The following is a 14,971-nucleotide window of genomic DNA, read 5'->3' on the forward strand; positions in this document are numbered from 1 at the left end:
TCCGTTTCCGGCTCAGGTGCCTGCAGTGCGGTGCGTGGAAAAGTCCCTGAGAAATGCGTTGGGGATCAGCGGCGCCGGATCTCTCCGGCGCTGCTGACCCCCAACAACATCGTTGTTCTCAGGTGTGTCTGCAGAACGTGTTCAATTATCGTGTCTATTCTTCCACACCTGCGAGCTGGCGGCGAAGCACGCCAGCTCCTTCAGGCATGATGGCCGCGGCAGCACGGCCCAGGCTTGACTATCGAGTCACCAGTTTGGCTGCGCCTTCGCGGGCTGCAGCGAAGCGGGATGCCACATCGTCCCAGTTGACGATGTTCCAGAAGGCCTTCACGTAGTCGGGCTTGACGTTCTGGTAGTCCAGGTAGAAGGCGTGCTCCCACATGTCCAGCATCAGCAGCGGGGTGGTGGCCACCGGCACGCCGTTCTGCTGGTCGTAGAACTGCTCGATGACCAGGTTGCCGCCGATCGGCTCATAGGCCAGGATGGCCCAGCCGGAGCCCTGGATGGTCAGTGCGGCCTGGCTGAACTGATCGCGGAACTTCTCGAAGGAGCCGAAGTACTCGTTGATGGCGGCGGCGATCTCACCCTCGGGGCGCTCCTGGCCGTTGGGGGTCAGGTTCTTCCAGAAGATGGAGTGGTTGATGTGCCCGCCCAGGTTGAACTGCAGGTTCTTCAGCAGCAGCGGGGTGGAGGCGTAGTCCTCCTTCTCCCGGGCCTCGGCCAGCTTCTCCAGGGCAGTGTTGGCCCCGCCCACATAGGTGTTGTGGTGCTTGGAGTGGTGCAGCTCCATGATGCGTCCGGAGATATGGGGCTCCAAGGCGCCGTAGTCGTAGTCAAGCTCAGGAAGGGTGTACTCAGCCATGCGTTCCTCCTTGTGACGGAATGGTTCGAGGTCAAAGCCCCGCTGCCTCCAATCCTATGTGCCTGCGCTGCTGCGCATAAGGGGGTGAAGGACTGTGACGTGCCCTGTTCACGAACAGATTAACGGGGAATTATTCCAGCATGTCCTCGGTGACATTGGCGTCTGTTCCCGGGATGCTCTTCTCCTGGGCGCGCTTATCCGCCATCGCCAGCAGGCGGCGGATCCGCCCGGCGATGGCGTCCTTGGTCATCGGCGGGTCAGCCAGCCGGCCGAGTTCGTCCAGGGAGGCCTGCTTATGCTCCAGGCGCAGCCTGCCGGCGTACTCCAGGTGCTCAGGCACCTCATCGGCCAGGATCTCCAGGGCCCGCTCCACCCGTGCCCCTGCCGCCACGGCGGCCTGGGCGGACCGGCGCAGGTTGGCGTCGTCGAAATTTGCCAGCCGGTTGGCGGAGGCCCGGTGCTCGCGGCGCTGGCGGCGCTCCTCCCAGACGTTCAGGGTCTTATGGGCTCCCATGGCTGTGAGCAGCTTGGCGATGGACTCCGCGTCGCGGATCACCACCCGGTCAGCGTTGCGCACTTCGCGGGCCTTGGCCATGATCTCGAGCCGACGGGCAGCCCCCACCAGGGCCAGGGCGGCCTCCGGGCCGGGACAGGTGACTTCCAGAGAGCAGGAGCGCCCGGGCTCGGTCAGTGAACCATGGGCCAGAAAAGCACCGCGCCAGGCGGAGACCGCATCGGCCACGGAGCCGTTGACGATCACTGCAGGCAGTCCGCGCACCGGGCGTCCGCGGCCATCGATCAGGCCGGTCTGACGAGCCAGGGCATCCCCCTCGCGCACCACCCTGACCACGTACCGGGAACCTCGCTTGAGCCCGTTGCCGGCGACTACGATGACCTCGCAGCGGTGCCCGTAGATCTCAGCCAGAGCGGTGCGCAGCCGGCGCGCGGCCTGGGCGTGATCCACCTCTGCCTCGATCACCACTCGCCGGGCCACTACATGCAGGCCACCGGCGAAGCGCAGCATGGCGGAGACTTCAGCCTTGCGCTCGGAGGTGGTTTTGACCTCCACCCGGGAGAGTTCGTCTTTGACCGATTCGGTCAGCGCCATGGGTATCTGGTCCTCGTGTGGGTCGTCGGGTTCAGCAGTGCTGGTGAGCGTGGGCCATTAGAGTATCTCAGCCGTGGAACACCTCGCTGAAGGCGATGGCCAGGCGCAGCGGATCATGCACCTCCGGCTGAGACTCCCGGCGCACTTTGGCGTAGGTGATCTCAGCGCCGAGCCTGGCGGCGGCGGCCTGGAAGCTCTCACGCTCGGACTCGGCCACTGATCGCGGGTCGGCGATCACCGCGTCGATGCGCAGGCCGGGGGCGCAGCGGGCCAGTACGTCCAGATGGTCGGCCGGGCTCATGCCGAACGTCTCGTCAGTGTCTAGTTTGAGGTTCATCACTATGCAGCGCTTGGCCTCGGTCTCGGCCACCGCACTGCGCAGTCCCGGCAGCAGCAGGTGCGGCAACACCGATGTGTACCAGGAACCGGGGCCCAGCACCACCCAGTCTGAGAGTTCGATGGCGGTGACCGCCTCCACGCTGGGCTCGGCCTCCTCGGGGTGCAGCCGGACATCGCTGAGCGCTCCGCGGTTGCCGGCCCGGGCGAGCTCGGCCTGGGAAGTGACCCGCACCGGTTCCTCCCCGCCGCGCGGCTGGACTAATCCGGAGAGGGTCAGCGGGGTGCGCGACATCGGCAGCACCTGGCCGCGGGCGCCCAGCAGGGCTCCGGCCCAGCGCAGCCCGTCCACTGGATCGCCCAGCAGCTCCCAAAGCGCGACTATGAGCAGGTTGCCCATGGCGTGATCGTCAAGGGTTCCGCTCACCCCCTCCTTGGATCGGAACCGGTGCTGCATCACATCAGCCCAGGTGCGCCCCCAGTCGGTGTCATCGCACAGTGCGGTCAGGGCCATCCGCAGGTCCCCCGGCGGCAGCACGTCCATGTCCTTGCGCAGCCGCCCGGAGGAGCCGCCGTCATCAGCCACGGTGCACACCGCAGTGAGGTGCTCGGCGGCCACAATGCGCAGCGCCTTCAGGGTGGCCGAGAGTCCGTGGCCTCCGCCCAGGGCGGTGACCCGGAAGGAGGAGCGGCTCACCGGGAGCACCGGCTGGGAGAAAGTTGGCAGCGGACCTGTGAGCTGGGTCATCGTATGCGCTCCTCGAGCCTATTCTCGGCCCAGGTCCCGGTGGACCACGTTGACGGTGACACTGGGCAGCTGGGCCAGCCGGCGGGCCAGTTCCTCGCTGATCGCCACTGAGCGGTGCTTGCCGCCGGTGCAGCCCACTGCCAGGGTGGCGTAGTGCTTATTCTCGCGCCGGTAACCTTCCAGTACGGGTTTCAGCGCCTCCACATAGCGGTCCACAAATTCACCGGCTCCCTCATTGACCAGTACGTATTCGCGGACTGTGGCATCCTGCCCGGTGAGCGGGCGCAGCTCGGGCACCCAGTGCGGGTTGGGGATGAACCGCACATCGGCCACATAGTTGGCATCGGCCGGCACTCCGTATTTGAACCCGAAGCTCATGACGTTCAGCCGCAGCGTGATCGGTCCGTCCTCGTTGAACAGCTCGTTGATAGTATTGGCCAGGCCGTGCACGTTCAGCTCAGTGGTGTCAATGACCATATCGGCCTGGTCCTTCACCGGGGCCAGGAGTTCCCGTTCGGCGTGGATGCCCTGCAGAATGCGCCCATCGCCCTGCAGCGGATGCGGGCGCCGGCCCTGTTCGAACCTACGCACCAGCAGCTCATCGCTGGCCTCGAGGTAGAGCACCCGGTAGGTGATGCCGGCTGCGGCGATCTGCGCCAGCCCTTCCTGCATGGAGGAGTAGAGGCGGCGGCTGCGAGCGTCCAGGACCACGGCCAGTTTCTGCACTGACCCCGGATTGCGGGCCACCAGGTCCATCATGGTGGAGATCAGCTCCGGGGGCAGCCCCTCCACCACATACCAGCCGGTGTCCTCCAGGGCGTGGGCGGCGGTGGTCCGCCCGGCACCGGACATGCCGGTGACGATCAGAAGTTCATTCTCGGGGGGCTTCACCGGTGACAGCTCGCTCATGGTTCAACCCTACTGTGCCCCGGGCTCGGCGCGCAGGTGCTCCAGGATGCGCTGAGCGGTTTCCAGCCCGACGCCGGGCACCTCAGCAATCTGCTCAGCACTGGCCTTGGTCAGGTTCGCCACCGAGCCGAAGTGGGCCACCACAGCGGCCCGCCGCTTGGGACCCAGGCCGGGCACCTCGTCCAGGGCAGAGGCGGTCATTTTCTTAGAGCGGGCGGTGCGGTGGTAGGCGATGGCGAAGCGGTGGGCCTCATCGCGGATCCGCTGCAGCATGTAGAGCGCCTCGGAGGTCCGTGGCAGCACCAGGGGAAAATCATCCTCAGGCAGCCAGACCTCCTCGAGCCGTTTGGCCAGGCCCACCACCGGCATCTCGGTGAGTCCGAGCTCGTCCAGGGCCTTACGGGCCGTGTTGACCTGGGGCTGGCCGCCGTCCACCACCACCAGGGAGGGCGGGTAGGCGAACTTTCCGGGGTCGTCTACATCGAGCTCGGCTGATTCCTCCAGGTACTTGCGGAACCGCCGGGTGAGCACATCGTGCATGGCGGAGGTGTCATCGCGGGCAGCCTCGCCGCGGATGCTGAACCGCCGGTAGTCCTTCTTTTTGGGCAGCCCGTCCTCCAGCACCACCATCGAGGCCACCACATTGGTGCCTGAGGTGTGTGAGATGTCGAAGCATTCGATCCGCAGCAGCGGCTCGGAGAGGTCCAGGTGCTCCTGCAGCTCGCGCAGGGCCGCGGAGCGGGTGGTGATATCGCTGGAGCGGCGGGCTTTGTGCAGAGACAGGGCCTGGTCTGCGTTCTCCTTCACCGTGCCCAGCAGAGCGGCCTTGTCCCCCCGCTGTGGGACCCGCAGGCTGACTCTGGCTCCCCGCCGGGCGCTGAGCCATTCGGTGAGATCCTGGTGATTCTCCGGCAGGGCGGGCACCAGTACCTCCCGTGGGATGCGTTCGGTGTCCGGCATATCACCGTAGACCTGCAGGATCAGCTGCTCTGCCAGCCCGGCGTCGTCGGTCTCCTCCACCTTCTCCGAGATCCAGCCGCGCTGGCCGCGGATCCGGCCCTGGCGCACGTGGAAGACCTGGGCGGAGACTTCCAGCTCATCCTGGGCGAAGGCAAAGATATCGGCCTCGGTATCTTCGGTCAGCACCACAGCATTGCGTTCGAAGACCCGGCGCAGCGCCTCCAGATCATCCCGGTGCCGGGCAGCGTCCTCATACCGCAGCTCTGCCACAGCCTGTTTCATCTGCGCCTCAATGCGGCGCAGATGCGGACCGGGCCGCCCGGCCATCACCTCTACGAACTCCTCGGCCAGTCTGCGGTGGTCCTCCACGGAGATGTTCCCCACGCAGGGGGCGGCGCATTTGTCGATATAGCCCAGCAGGCAGGGCCGCCCGGAGGCCTCGGCGCGTTTGTACACCCCCGCGGAGCAGGACCGGACGGGGAAGACCCGCAGCATCGTGTCCACGGTTTCGCGGATGGCCTTGGCGGGGTGGAAGGGACCGAAGTACTTGACCCCGGGCTTCTTGTCCCCGCGCATAACCTGGACCCGGGGGACCTTCTCGTTCATGGTCACGGCCAGGTAGGGGTAGGACTTATCGTCCCGGTACATGATGTTGAACCGCGGGGTGTGCTGCTTGATCCAGGTGTACTCCAGTTGGATGGCCTCCAGCTCGGAGCCCACCACGGTCCATTCCACACTGGCAGCAGCATGCACCATGGCGTAGGTCTTGGGGTGCAGCTGGTTGACCGATGTGAAGTAGGAGTTCAGCCTGGCCCGCAGGTTCTTGGCCTTGCCCACGTAGATGACCCGCCCGTGCGGGTCGATGAACCGGTAGACCCCCGGGTTGGTGGGGATCTCCCCTGGCTTGGGCCGGTAGTCGGCTGGGTCAGCCATCGTCTCCCTTGGTGGGGCGGGCGTTGTAGCTGTCCACCCGTTCCTGCCCGGAGAGTGCGGCGATGGCGTCCATCACCGCACTGGTGGCTTCTTTGCGGGGTTTCATGGAGTGCTTCTCGCCCAGCTTCTCGAACTGCAGGGGCTCACCGACGTGCATCTCGAACTTCGCCGGGCGCATCGTGTTCTTATCCGGCGGCTGCAGCTTCTCGGTGCCGCGCAGGCCCACCGGGACCACCGGCGCACCGGTGGCCAGGGCCAGCCAGCCGACTCCATTCTTGCCCCGGTAGAGCCGCCCGTCGCGGCTGCGGGTGCCCTCAGGGTAGATCCCCACCCCGTGGCCTGAGTTGATGATACTGGTCAGCCCGTAGAGCGCCTCCACCGCTCCGGACTGCTTGTCCCGGTCCACCGGCACCGAGCCGAAGGATTCGAAGAAGAACCGCATGCCCCTGCCCCGCAGTCCGGGCTGGGTGAAGTACTCGGCTTTGGCGAAGAAGCTGACCGCACGCGGGAAGATGCCTTGGATGAGCACTGAGTCGAGGAAGCTCAGGTGGTTGGAGGCCACAATGAACCCACCGGACTCCGGGACGTTCTCCAGCCCGGTGACTGTGGGCCGGCAGAGCAGCCGTATAGTGCGCCCGCCGATGCGGCGGATGCGTTCCTGGCCGGCGGTGCGGCCTTCTACTACCGCGGTGCCATCTGGGGTCTCGGGTTCAGTGGTCATCGGCATAGAAGCTTAGCAACAGTGCTGGCCTTGAAGTCGGCACATCGTTTCACCCGTGCTCCAGTACTCCTGCCAAGAAGCGGCCGGTGTGGGAGCCGGTGGACTCGTACGACGCCGCCAGCTCCTCTGGGGTGCCCTCGGCCACCACAGTGCCGCCACCAGAGCCGCCCTCGGGCCCGAGGTCGATGATCCAGTCGGCAGATTTGATCACGTCCAGGTTGTGCTCAATGGTCAGTACAGTATTGCCCTTCTCCACCAGGCCCTGGAGCACCTCCAGGAGTTTGCGGATGTCCTCGAAGTGCAGCCCGGTGGTGGGCTCATCCAACACATAGATGGACCGGCCGTTGGAGCGCTTCTGGAGTTCGGAGGCGAGTTTCACCCGCTGCGCCTCTCCCCCCGAGAGGGTGGTTGCGGCCTGACCCAGGCGCACATAGCCCAGTCCCACGTCCACCAAAGTGTTCAGGTGCCGGGCGATGGGGGCGAAGGCGGAGAAGAACTCGGCGGCGTCCTCAATGGGCATGTTCAGCACATCAGCGATGGACTTGCCCTTGTAGAGGATCTCCAGGGTCTCCCGGTTGTAACGGGCGCCCTGACAGACTTCACAGGGCACGTAGACATCGGGCAGGAAGTTCATCTCGATCTTCAGGGTGCCGTCCCCGGAACAGGCCTCGCAGCGCCCGCCTTTGATGTTGAAGCTGAACCGGCCGGGCTGGTAGCCGCGGGTCTTGGCCTCCGGGGTGGAGGCGAAGAGTTTGCGGATGTGGTCGAATACCCCGGTGTAGGTGGCCGGGTTGGAGCGGGGGGTCCGCCCGATGGGGCTCTGGTCCACCTGGATGATCTTGTCCAGGTGATCTTCCACGCCTTCGATCCGGCGGTGCCGGCCGGGCACCTGGCGGGCGTTGTTGAGCCTGTTGGCCAGCGCCTTGGAGAGGATCTCGTTGATCAGGGTTGACTTCCCGGAGCCGGAGACTCCGGTGACCGCCAGGAACACGCCCAGCGGGATGTCCACACTGACCTTGTTGAGGTTGTTCTCCTCGGCCTCCACCACCCGCAGCATACGTGCCGGGTCGGTGGCCCGGCGCTGGGCGGGGATGGCGATTCTGCGCCGGCCGGCCAGGTAGTCCCCGGTGATCGAGCCGGTGTTGGCGCGCAGGCCCTCCACAGAGCCGGAGTGCACAATCTCACCGCCGCGCTCACCGGCACCCGGGCCGATGTCCACCGCCCAGTCCGCCTCGGCGATGGTGTCCTCATCGTGCTCCACCACGATCAGTGTGTTTCCCAGGTCCCGCAGCCGGGTCAGGGTCTGGATCAGCCGGGCGTTATCGCGCTGGTGCAGGCCGATGGAGGGCTCGTCCAGCACATAGAGCACGCCCACCAGCCCGGAGCCGATCTGAGTGGCCAGCCGGATCCGCTGTGCCTCCCCGCCGGAGAGCGTGCCGGCAGCGCGCTCCAGGTTCAGGTAGGTCAGGCCCACATCCAGCAGGAACTGCAGCCGGGCGTCGATCTCTTTGAGCACCTGGTCGGCGATTGTCGCATCCCGGGCGGAGAGTTCGAGCCCCTTGAAGAAGGCGGCGCACTCGTCCAGGGGCAGCCGGGCCACCTCAGCGATGGATCTGCCGGCCACCAGCACGGAGAGCACTGCGGGGTTCAGCCGCTGGCCGTCACAGGCCGGACAGGGGATCTGCCGCATGTACTGCTCAAAGCGCTCCCGGGCGTTGTCCGACTCCACCTCGGTGTGCTTGCGCTCGATATAGGCGATCACACCCTCGAACCCACTGGTGTAGCGCCGTTCACGGCCCCAGCGGTTGCGGTAGGAGACCTTGACCTTAAAGTTCTTGCCGTGTAGCAGGGCCTTCTGCACCTTCTTGGGCAGCTTCTTCCACGGGGTGTCCAGGTCGAAGTCCAGCTCTTCGGTGAGCCCTTCCATCATCCGCAGCCAGTATTTGCGGGTCTCCACGCCCATCGACCAGGGCGCGATTGCGCCCTGCTGCAGGGTCAGCGAGTCATCGGGGATCACCAGGTCCGGATCCACCTCGAGCCGAGAGCCGATCCCGGAGCAGACCTCACAGGCGCCGAAGGGAGAGTTGAAGCTGAATGTGCGCGGCTCGATCTCGTCGATCGGCAGCGGGTGCTCATTGGGGCAGGCAAGATTCTCGCTGAATGCGCGGTACTTGGGGCCGGCGGCGTCGTCGTCCTCTTTCACATCCACCAGGTCGATGACCACCCTGCCCTCAGCCTGCTTCAGGGCGGTCTCGATGGAGTCGGTGAGCCGCTGGCGCATGCCCTCCCGGATCACCAGCCGGTCGATGACCACGCTGATGGTGTGCTTGTACTGCTTCTCCAGGCTGGGCGGGTCGCTGAGCTGGATGAGCTCACCGTCCACCATCGCCCGGGAGAAGCCGGCTGAGGCCAGTTCGCGGAAGAGGTCACGGAACTCCCCCTTGCGTTCGCGGACCACCGGGGCCAGCACCTGGAACCGGGTCTTCTCCCCCAGGCTGAGCACCTGGTCCACAATCTGCTGCGGGGTCTGCCGGTCGATGACCTCCCCGCACTCCGGGCAGTGCGGTACTCCGATCCGGGCCCAGAGCAGGCGCAGGTAGTCATGGATCTCAGTCACCGTGCCCACTGTGGAGCGCGGGTTCTTGGACGTGGACTTCTGGTCGATGGAGACCGCCGGGGAGAGCCCCTCGATGAAGTCGATATCCGGCTTGTCCACTCGGCCCAGGAACTGGCGGGCATAGGCGGAGAGCGACTCCACATAGCGGCGTTGGCCCTCGGCGAAGATGGTGTCGAAGGCCAGAGAGGACTTCCCCGAGCCGGAGAGACCGGTGAACACGATGAACGCATTGCGCGGCAGCTCCACGGCCACGTTCTTCAGATTGTGCTCCCGCGCCCCCTGGACGACGATGGTGGTGGCTTCAGCTCTGGTGTCAGGCACGCGCACAATCCTACGGCTCACCGCTCATCGAACATGTATTCGACACGCGAGGCTCAGGTGCGGCGCATACACTGGAGCCCATGCCTGCGGAAAGCTCTCTGATCTACGACCTGCCCGCTGTGACCCTGAGACGCATCACTGTCAGCGAAATGGGCAATAACGTGTATCTGCTCACCGCCAAGAAGTCTGGGGTGCAGCTGCTGATCGACGCCGCTGACGAGCCAGAGGCGATCCGGTCGATGATCGCTGAGGCGGCTGCGGACACCCCCTGCTCCCCCGTGCTGCGGGCGGTGCTGACCACCCATCAGCACTGGGACCATATCCGGGCACTGCCCGAGTTCGCCGCAGTCCCGGGGGTTGAGCTGGCGGCGGGGTACGACGACGCCACGGCCATCGAGTCGGAGACTGAGGTGAGCATTGACCGCCGCCTCACCCATGAGGACACCGTCTCCTATGACGGCATCAGCCTAGAGGTCATCCACCTGCGCGGGCACACTCCGGGCTCAGTGGCCTTTGTGTACCCCGTGGAGGACGGACCCACCCATATCTTCACCGGTGATTCGCTCTTCCCCGGCGGGGTGGGCAAGACCGTCAGCGATGAGGACTTCCGGCGGCTGATCGATGATGTGGAGACCCGCCTCTTTGGGCAGTTCCCCGATGACACGGTGGTCCATCCCGGGCACGGGGATCCCACCACGCTGGGTGCCGAGCGGCCCCAGCTGGCCCACTGGCGCGAGCGCGGCTGGTGAGTCCGCAGCCGATGCCCTCGCCCTCCAGCACCGCAGCCGCACGACTCGAGGTCCCCGGCGGCTGGGGCACCCCCACTCCCGAGCAGCTCTTTGACGCCTTCACTCAGTGGGTGGCCTCCCGGGGTATGAGCCTCTATCCCGCCCAGGAGGATGCTGTCCTGGAGTTGGCTGACGGCAACCATGTGATCATGGCGACTCCCACCGGTTCGGGCAAGTCCATGGTGGCCCTGGCCGCGCACTTCTTCGCCCTGGCCCGCGGGGAGCGCACGGTCTACACCGCACCCATCAAGGCACTGGTATCCGAGAAGTTCTTCTCACTGGTGGAAGTGTTCGGCCCAGAGAAGGTGGGCATGGTCACGGGGGACTCCTCGGTGAACGCGGGTGCCCCGATCATCTGCTGCACTGCGGAGATCCTGGCCAATGAGGCCCTGCGCGATGGGGCGGAGGCCGATCTGGGCCCGGTGGTGATGGATGAGTTCCACTTCTACGCTGACCCGCACCGCGGCTGGGCCTGGCAGGTGCCGCTGATCGAGCTGCGGGGCGGGCACGGGGGTAGGAGCGCAGTTCAGTTCCTGCTGATGTCAGCCACCCTGGGTGACACCAGCAAGTTTGAGCGGCGTATAGCGGAGCGGACGGGCCGCGACGTGGTGGTCGTCTCCTCGGCTCAGCGTCCGGTGCCGCTGAGCTATGAGTACTCCACAACCCCTCTGGTGGACAAGCTGCAGGAGCTGGCGGAGCAGAACCTGGCCCCGGTGTATGTGGTGCATTTCTCCCAGCGTGCCGCCGCGGAGCAGGCTGCCGGGCTGATGAGTCTGAACCTGCTAACTAGGGCGGAGCGCGAGCAGCTGGGCGAGCGGCTGAAGAGCTTCCGGTTCGCCAAAGGCTATGGGCAGACCCTCTCCCGGCTGCTGAAATCCGGAGTGGGGGTACACCACGCAGGGATGCTGCCCAAGTACCGCCGGCTGGTGGAGCAGCTGGCCCAGCAGGGTCTGCTGAAGGTGATCTCCGGAACCGACACCCTGGGCGTGGGGATCAATGTGCCGATCCGCACAGTGCTACTGACCGGGCTGTCCAAGTATGACGGCAGCCGGGTGCGCCAGCTCAATGCCCGGGAGTTCCACCAGATCGCAGGCCGGGCCGGCCGGGCGGGCTTCGACACTGAGGGTACGGTGGTGGTCCAGGCCCCGGAGCATGTCATCGAGAACCTGGCTGCGGAGCGGAAGCTGGCGGCCAAACATGCTGGGGATGAGGCCAAGCTGGTCCAGGCCATGAAGTCCAAGCCCAAGAAGAAGCCCCCGGAGGGATTTGTCTCCTGGAGCGAGAAGACTTTTCAGCGGCTGATCGATGCGGAGCCGGAGCCGATGAGCTCCAAGATGCAGGTCACCTATGCCATGGTGCTGCATCTGCTGAACCGGCCGGAGGATCCGGTGATGGCGATGCGCCGGCTGATCACCAGTTCGGATGAGAGCCCGGCCCGGCAGGCGATCCTGCAGCGCCGCGCGCTGGACATCCTGCGCGAGCTGCTGGCCGCCGGGGTCCTGGAGCGCCTGGCTGAGCCGGATGGCGACGGCCGCACAGTGGATCTGACCATTGACCTGCAGGATGATTTTGCGCTGAACCAGCCGCTGGCTCCCTTCGCGGTGGCGGCTTTGGAGCTGCTGGATCCGGAGGCCGAGACCTATGCCCTGGATGTCATCAGCGTGATCGAGTCCATTCTGGACACCCCTTACCAGGTGACTGGGGCCCAGGTGAAGAAGCTGAAGTCGGAGCGGATCGCTGAACTGAAGGCCGAGGGGGTGGAGTACACCGAGCGGATGCGGATCCTGGATGAGCTGACCCATCCCCAGCCCTTGGCGGAGCTGTTGGGCCAGCAGTTCGAGGTCTACCGTGCCGCTGCACCCTGGGTGGCTGACCATCAGCTGGCCCCGAAGTCAGTGGTCCGTGACATGGTGGAGCGGGCGTTCACGTTCATCGATGCGGTGAACTTCTACGGCCTGGCCCGCAGCGAGGGGGTGCTGCTGCGCTATCTCACTGACGCCTACCGGACCCTGCGTCAGACGGTGCCCACGGCCAAGGTGAGTGAGGAGCTGGCGGATCTCATCGAGTGGCTGGGTGAGGTGATCCGGCAGACTGACTCCTCGCTGCTGGAGGAGTGGGAGCGCCTGGCTGCCGAGGATGATCCGGCCAAGCTGGCTGAGCTGGAGCGCAGGCAGCAGGAGGAGGATGACGCCGCCGCGCCACCTCCTGCCGGTTTCACCGCCAATGAGCGGGCTTTCGCCGTGGTGGTGCGCAATGCGATGTTCCGCCGCGCGGAGCTCTTCGCTTCGGAGTTGGAGGAGGCCCTGGCTGCCCTGGAGCGTGAGCATGACCCCGCCTCCGAGTGGGCCGATCCCGACCGGTGGGGCCAGGCGCTGGATGCGTTCTTTGACCAGTATGAGGATGTGTTTGTGGATGCCAGGGCGCGTTCCGCCGAGTACTTCCGGCTGGAGAAGCACCCGGCGGGAAAGCCGGGGTTCTGGCGTGCTGTGCAGGTGCTCAATGATGACCAGGGCAACCATGACTGGGCCATCCATGCCTGGGTGGACCTCGCCGCCTCTGATGAGGCGGAGGCCGCGGTGATCACTGTCCATCATGTGGGTGAGCTGCGCATCTAGACGAATCAGCTGCGCAGCAGCGCCAGAGCCCGCTGAGCGACATCGACGTCACGTTCGCTGAGCGAGGCGACCAAACGGTCCATCTGCGCAACCCGCGAAGCCCATTGGGGCCCTCGCTGCTGCCTGCGCGGCAGCGATTCCAATACCTGCACTTCACGCCAGGCTGTGACCAGGGCGGCCTCGTAGAGCCGCTGATCGGCTTCTGCGGCTTCACCATAGTGGCCGTCCTCGCCGCCGAGGACGGCCACCATATCGATCCTGGAGAGATCCAGTCCCAGTGCCAACTGGTTGAGCCGGTCCCGTACCACGGCTAGCTGCCGCCGGGCGGCCCTGCTGCCGACCACCTGACTGAGGGCCTGAACAGCAGCCACCAGGACCAGAAGCGCGGCCTGTGAGCCGGTCCATCCCGCAATGGCCCCAGCCCAGAACAGCGCTTGGGGGCTCACATCAGCTGCCACCTGGTGGTTGTACTCCATGGTCCTGCCCAGCTCTTGGAGATCATAGGCCACCATACTGCCCAGCGGTATGCTCGATCCGTCATCCTGAAGGTTCCGCCGTACAGGTTCGGTCGCTACAAAGTAGTACTGGCCCAAGCGACTGTCCACCCCGGCACTGATCTCCCCGGTCAGCGGCAGGCCTGGTGCGTAGGAGTCGTCGTCAAAGAGCCATACCGGAAGGATCGCCTGGCCCAGCTCGATCTCCCCGGTGGCTGAGTTGATCACCTCTGGGTACTGGTCAGCGATGTCCTGCCGGATCTCCTGATAGGCCTCCAGCAAGTCCCAGTAATCAATGACGATGCGGTGGTCATACTCGCTGTGAGGCTGGTAATCGACGTAGTCGTCGATCGGCAGCAGCGCCACCGTCAGCTCCAGATGATCTGGCAGCAGCGCTATGTCTTCACGGTCGGCCGAGCGCTGCATCCGGTCTCGGATATAGCCCAGCGTGAGGGTCTCCGCGTTGCTGGGATGATCCTCGCCCAGGGGCGGGACTGCGTAGTCCGGGACCTGCGCGGGATCTCCGAAGATTCTCAGTTCAGCCAGCGGCTGGTCACCGGTGAGTGTCCGGCCGAATGCCGTGGTGCTCTGGTTCTGCGCGGCAACTGCCGCCCAGCCGGAGACCAGACCCACCAGAATGGGCACGAGAATGACCCCGGTGCCTACTCTTCCAGTGCTTCCAGCCTTGAACCAGGTGTTCCAGATCCTCTGGATACTGTAACGCCTGCCCTCACCGGCAGCGTCACCGGCCTTGGACCGGTCCAGCAGTTCCAGAACGCGCTCTGCATGAAACTCGGCCGAGCGTTTTCCTGCTCGGCGCAGACCCAGGAAAGATCGCAGCTCCTCCTGGGTGTCTGTCGTACCTGCAGTCGCTGCCTGGACTCGGGCCGCCACCCGGGCCTGCACCGCCTCCTCAAGTTCCTTGACATCATCGACATGGCCGTGGAGGGAATCTCCTAGCCTGCGCAGCGTTGCCACTAGTCCCTTTTCAGCTGCTCGCCATCGTTTCAGAAGGTCCGCCTGCTGAGCGACGCGCTCCGGGCCTGGTTCATCTCCGAGTGCCGGCACCCCTTCCTGCACCAGTGACAGAAGCAGGGTGCGGTGGCCCTCGAGGCGGTGGAGTGCCTGTTCGTCGAAATCCTCACGGTGGCGCAGAATCTCCTCCACCGCCTGCGTCAGCGGAAACGCCAAGCGCTCCAACACGGTGCCGGAACCAGCAAACCCCACCTGCACAGATGCGGCTGCCATCAGGGCCTCAGCCCTGCGCCTGAGCGTGTCGGCCCGCTGTTCGAATCTCTTTAGGCTGAGTGGTTCCAGCTTTGCCTTCTCCTCAGCGAGAACTGACGCGGATGGGTCGTTGAGTTCTCTGTGCAGCAGCTGCTCCTGCCGTGCCAAGGTGAGGCTGTCAGCCCTCAGCGCCTCCCACTCCTGCCGCAGCCGGTTCTTTGTTCTGCCAAGTTGAGACTCGGCGATCAGGAACTGCACCTCCTAGTGGCCCGTCTCTGATTTAGCTTGCCATTTCGGTGAGTTTCGCTCGTGCTCGGCGGGTTTTGGCCAGG

General features: G+C 65.5%; 10 protein-coding genes. 2 read left to right on the forward strand and 8 right to left on the reverse strand.

Features of this window, described 5'->3' with window-relative positions; genetic code table 11:
- Positions 1 to 238: 238 nt before the first annotated feature.
- The 7 genes from GNZ21_RS14855 to uvrA form a co-directional block, all read right to left on the reverse strand.
- Positions 239 to 862 carry a superoxide dismutase gene (locus tag GNZ21_RS14855; protein ID WP_157325682.1) on the reverse strand — a complete coding sequence of 208 codons (624 nt, stop codon included), beginning with the start codon at positions 860 to 862 and terminating at the stop codon, positions 239 to 241.
- A 130-nt stretch (positions 863 to 992) separates the two neighbouring features.
- The gene (whiA, locus tag GNZ21_RS14860; RefSeq protein ID WP_157325685.1) at positions 993 to 1,970 is read right to left on the reverse strand and encodes a DNA-binding protein WhiA; all 978 of its coding nucleotides are present in this window, start codon (positions 1,968 to 1,970) and stop codon (positions 993 to 995) included.
- A 67-nt stretch (positions 1,971 to 2,037) separates the two neighbouring features.
- Positions 2,038 to 3,054 carry a gluconeogenesis factor YvcK family protein gene (locus GNZ21_RS14865; protein ID WP_157325687.1) on the reverse strand — a complete coding sequence of 339 codons (1,017 nt, stop codon included), beginning with the start codon at positions 3,052 to 3,054 and terminating at the stop codon, positions 2,038 to 2,040.
- Positions 3,055 to 3,072: 18 nt separating this feature from the next.
- The gene (gene rapZ / locus GNZ21_RS14870; protein WP_157325689.1) at positions 3,073 to 3,963 is read right to left on the reverse strand and encodes an RNase adapter RapZ; all 891 of its coding nucleotides are present in this window, start codon (positions 3,961 to 3,963) and stop codon (positions 3,073 to 3,075) included.
- Between the two features lie 9 nt (positions 3,964 to 3,972).
- On the reverse strand, positions 3,973 to 5,856 hold the full coding sequence (uvrC, locus tag GNZ21_RS14875; RefSeq protein WP_157325690.1) for an excinuclease ABC subunit UvrC: 1,884 nt from the start codon (positions 5,854 to 5,856) through the stop codon (positions 3,973 to 3,975).
- Positions 5,849 to 6,577 carry a lysophospholipid acyltransferase family protein gene (locus GNZ21_RS14880; protein ID WP_157325692.1) on the reverse strand — a complete coding sequence of 243 codons (729 nt, stop codon included), beginning with the start codon at positions 6,575 to 6,577 and terminating at the stop codon, positions 5,849 to 5,851. Before GNZ21_RS14880 ends, uvrC begins: the two co-directional genes overlap by 8 nt.
- A gap of 49 nt (positions 6,578 to 6,626) precedes the next feature.
- On the reverse strand, positions 6,627 to 9,515 hold the full coding sequence (gene uvrA / locus GNZ21_RS14885) for an excinuclease ABC subunit UvrA (RefSeq protein ID WP_229659357.1): 2,889 nt from the start codon (positions 9,513 to 9,515) through the stop codon (positions 6,627 to 6,629).
- Between the two features lie 80 nt (positions 9,516 to 9,595).
- Here uvrA and GNZ21_RS14890 point away from each other — a divergent pair, with 80 nt between their 5' ends.
- Both GNZ21_RS14890 and GNZ21_RS14895 read left to right on the forward strand, forming a co-directional pair.
- Positions 9,596 to 10,264, forward strand: coding sequence for an MBL fold metallo-hydrolase (locus GNZ21_RS14890; protein ID WP_157325694.1), 669 nt, complete (start codon positions 9,596 to 9,598; stop codon positions 10,262 to 10,264).
- 11 nt (positions 10,265 to 10,275) lie between these two features.
- A complete protein-coding gene (locus GNZ21_RS14895; protein WP_157325696.1) occupies positions 10,276 to 12,918 on the forward strand; it encodes a DEAD/DEAH box helicase in 2,643 nt (880 codons plus the stop codon).
- A 5-nt stretch (positions 12,919 to 12,923) separates the two neighbouring features.
- Here GNZ21_RS14895 and GNZ21_RS14900 read toward each other — a convergent pair whose 3' ends face one another.
- On the reverse strand, positions 12,924 to 14,897 hold the full coding sequence (locus GNZ21_RS14900; protein ID WP_188503437.1) for a coiled-coil domain-containing protein: 1,974 nt from the start codon (positions 14,895 to 14,897) through the stop codon (positions 12,924 to 12,926).
- Positions 14,898 to 14,971: the final 74 nt, after the last annotated feature.

Origin of the sequence: Nesterenkonia alkaliphila, assembly GCF_009758175.1 — a bacterium.
GTDB lineage: Bacteria > Actinomycetota > Actinomycetes > Actinomycetales > Micrococcaceae > Nesterenkonia > Nesterenkonia alkaliphila.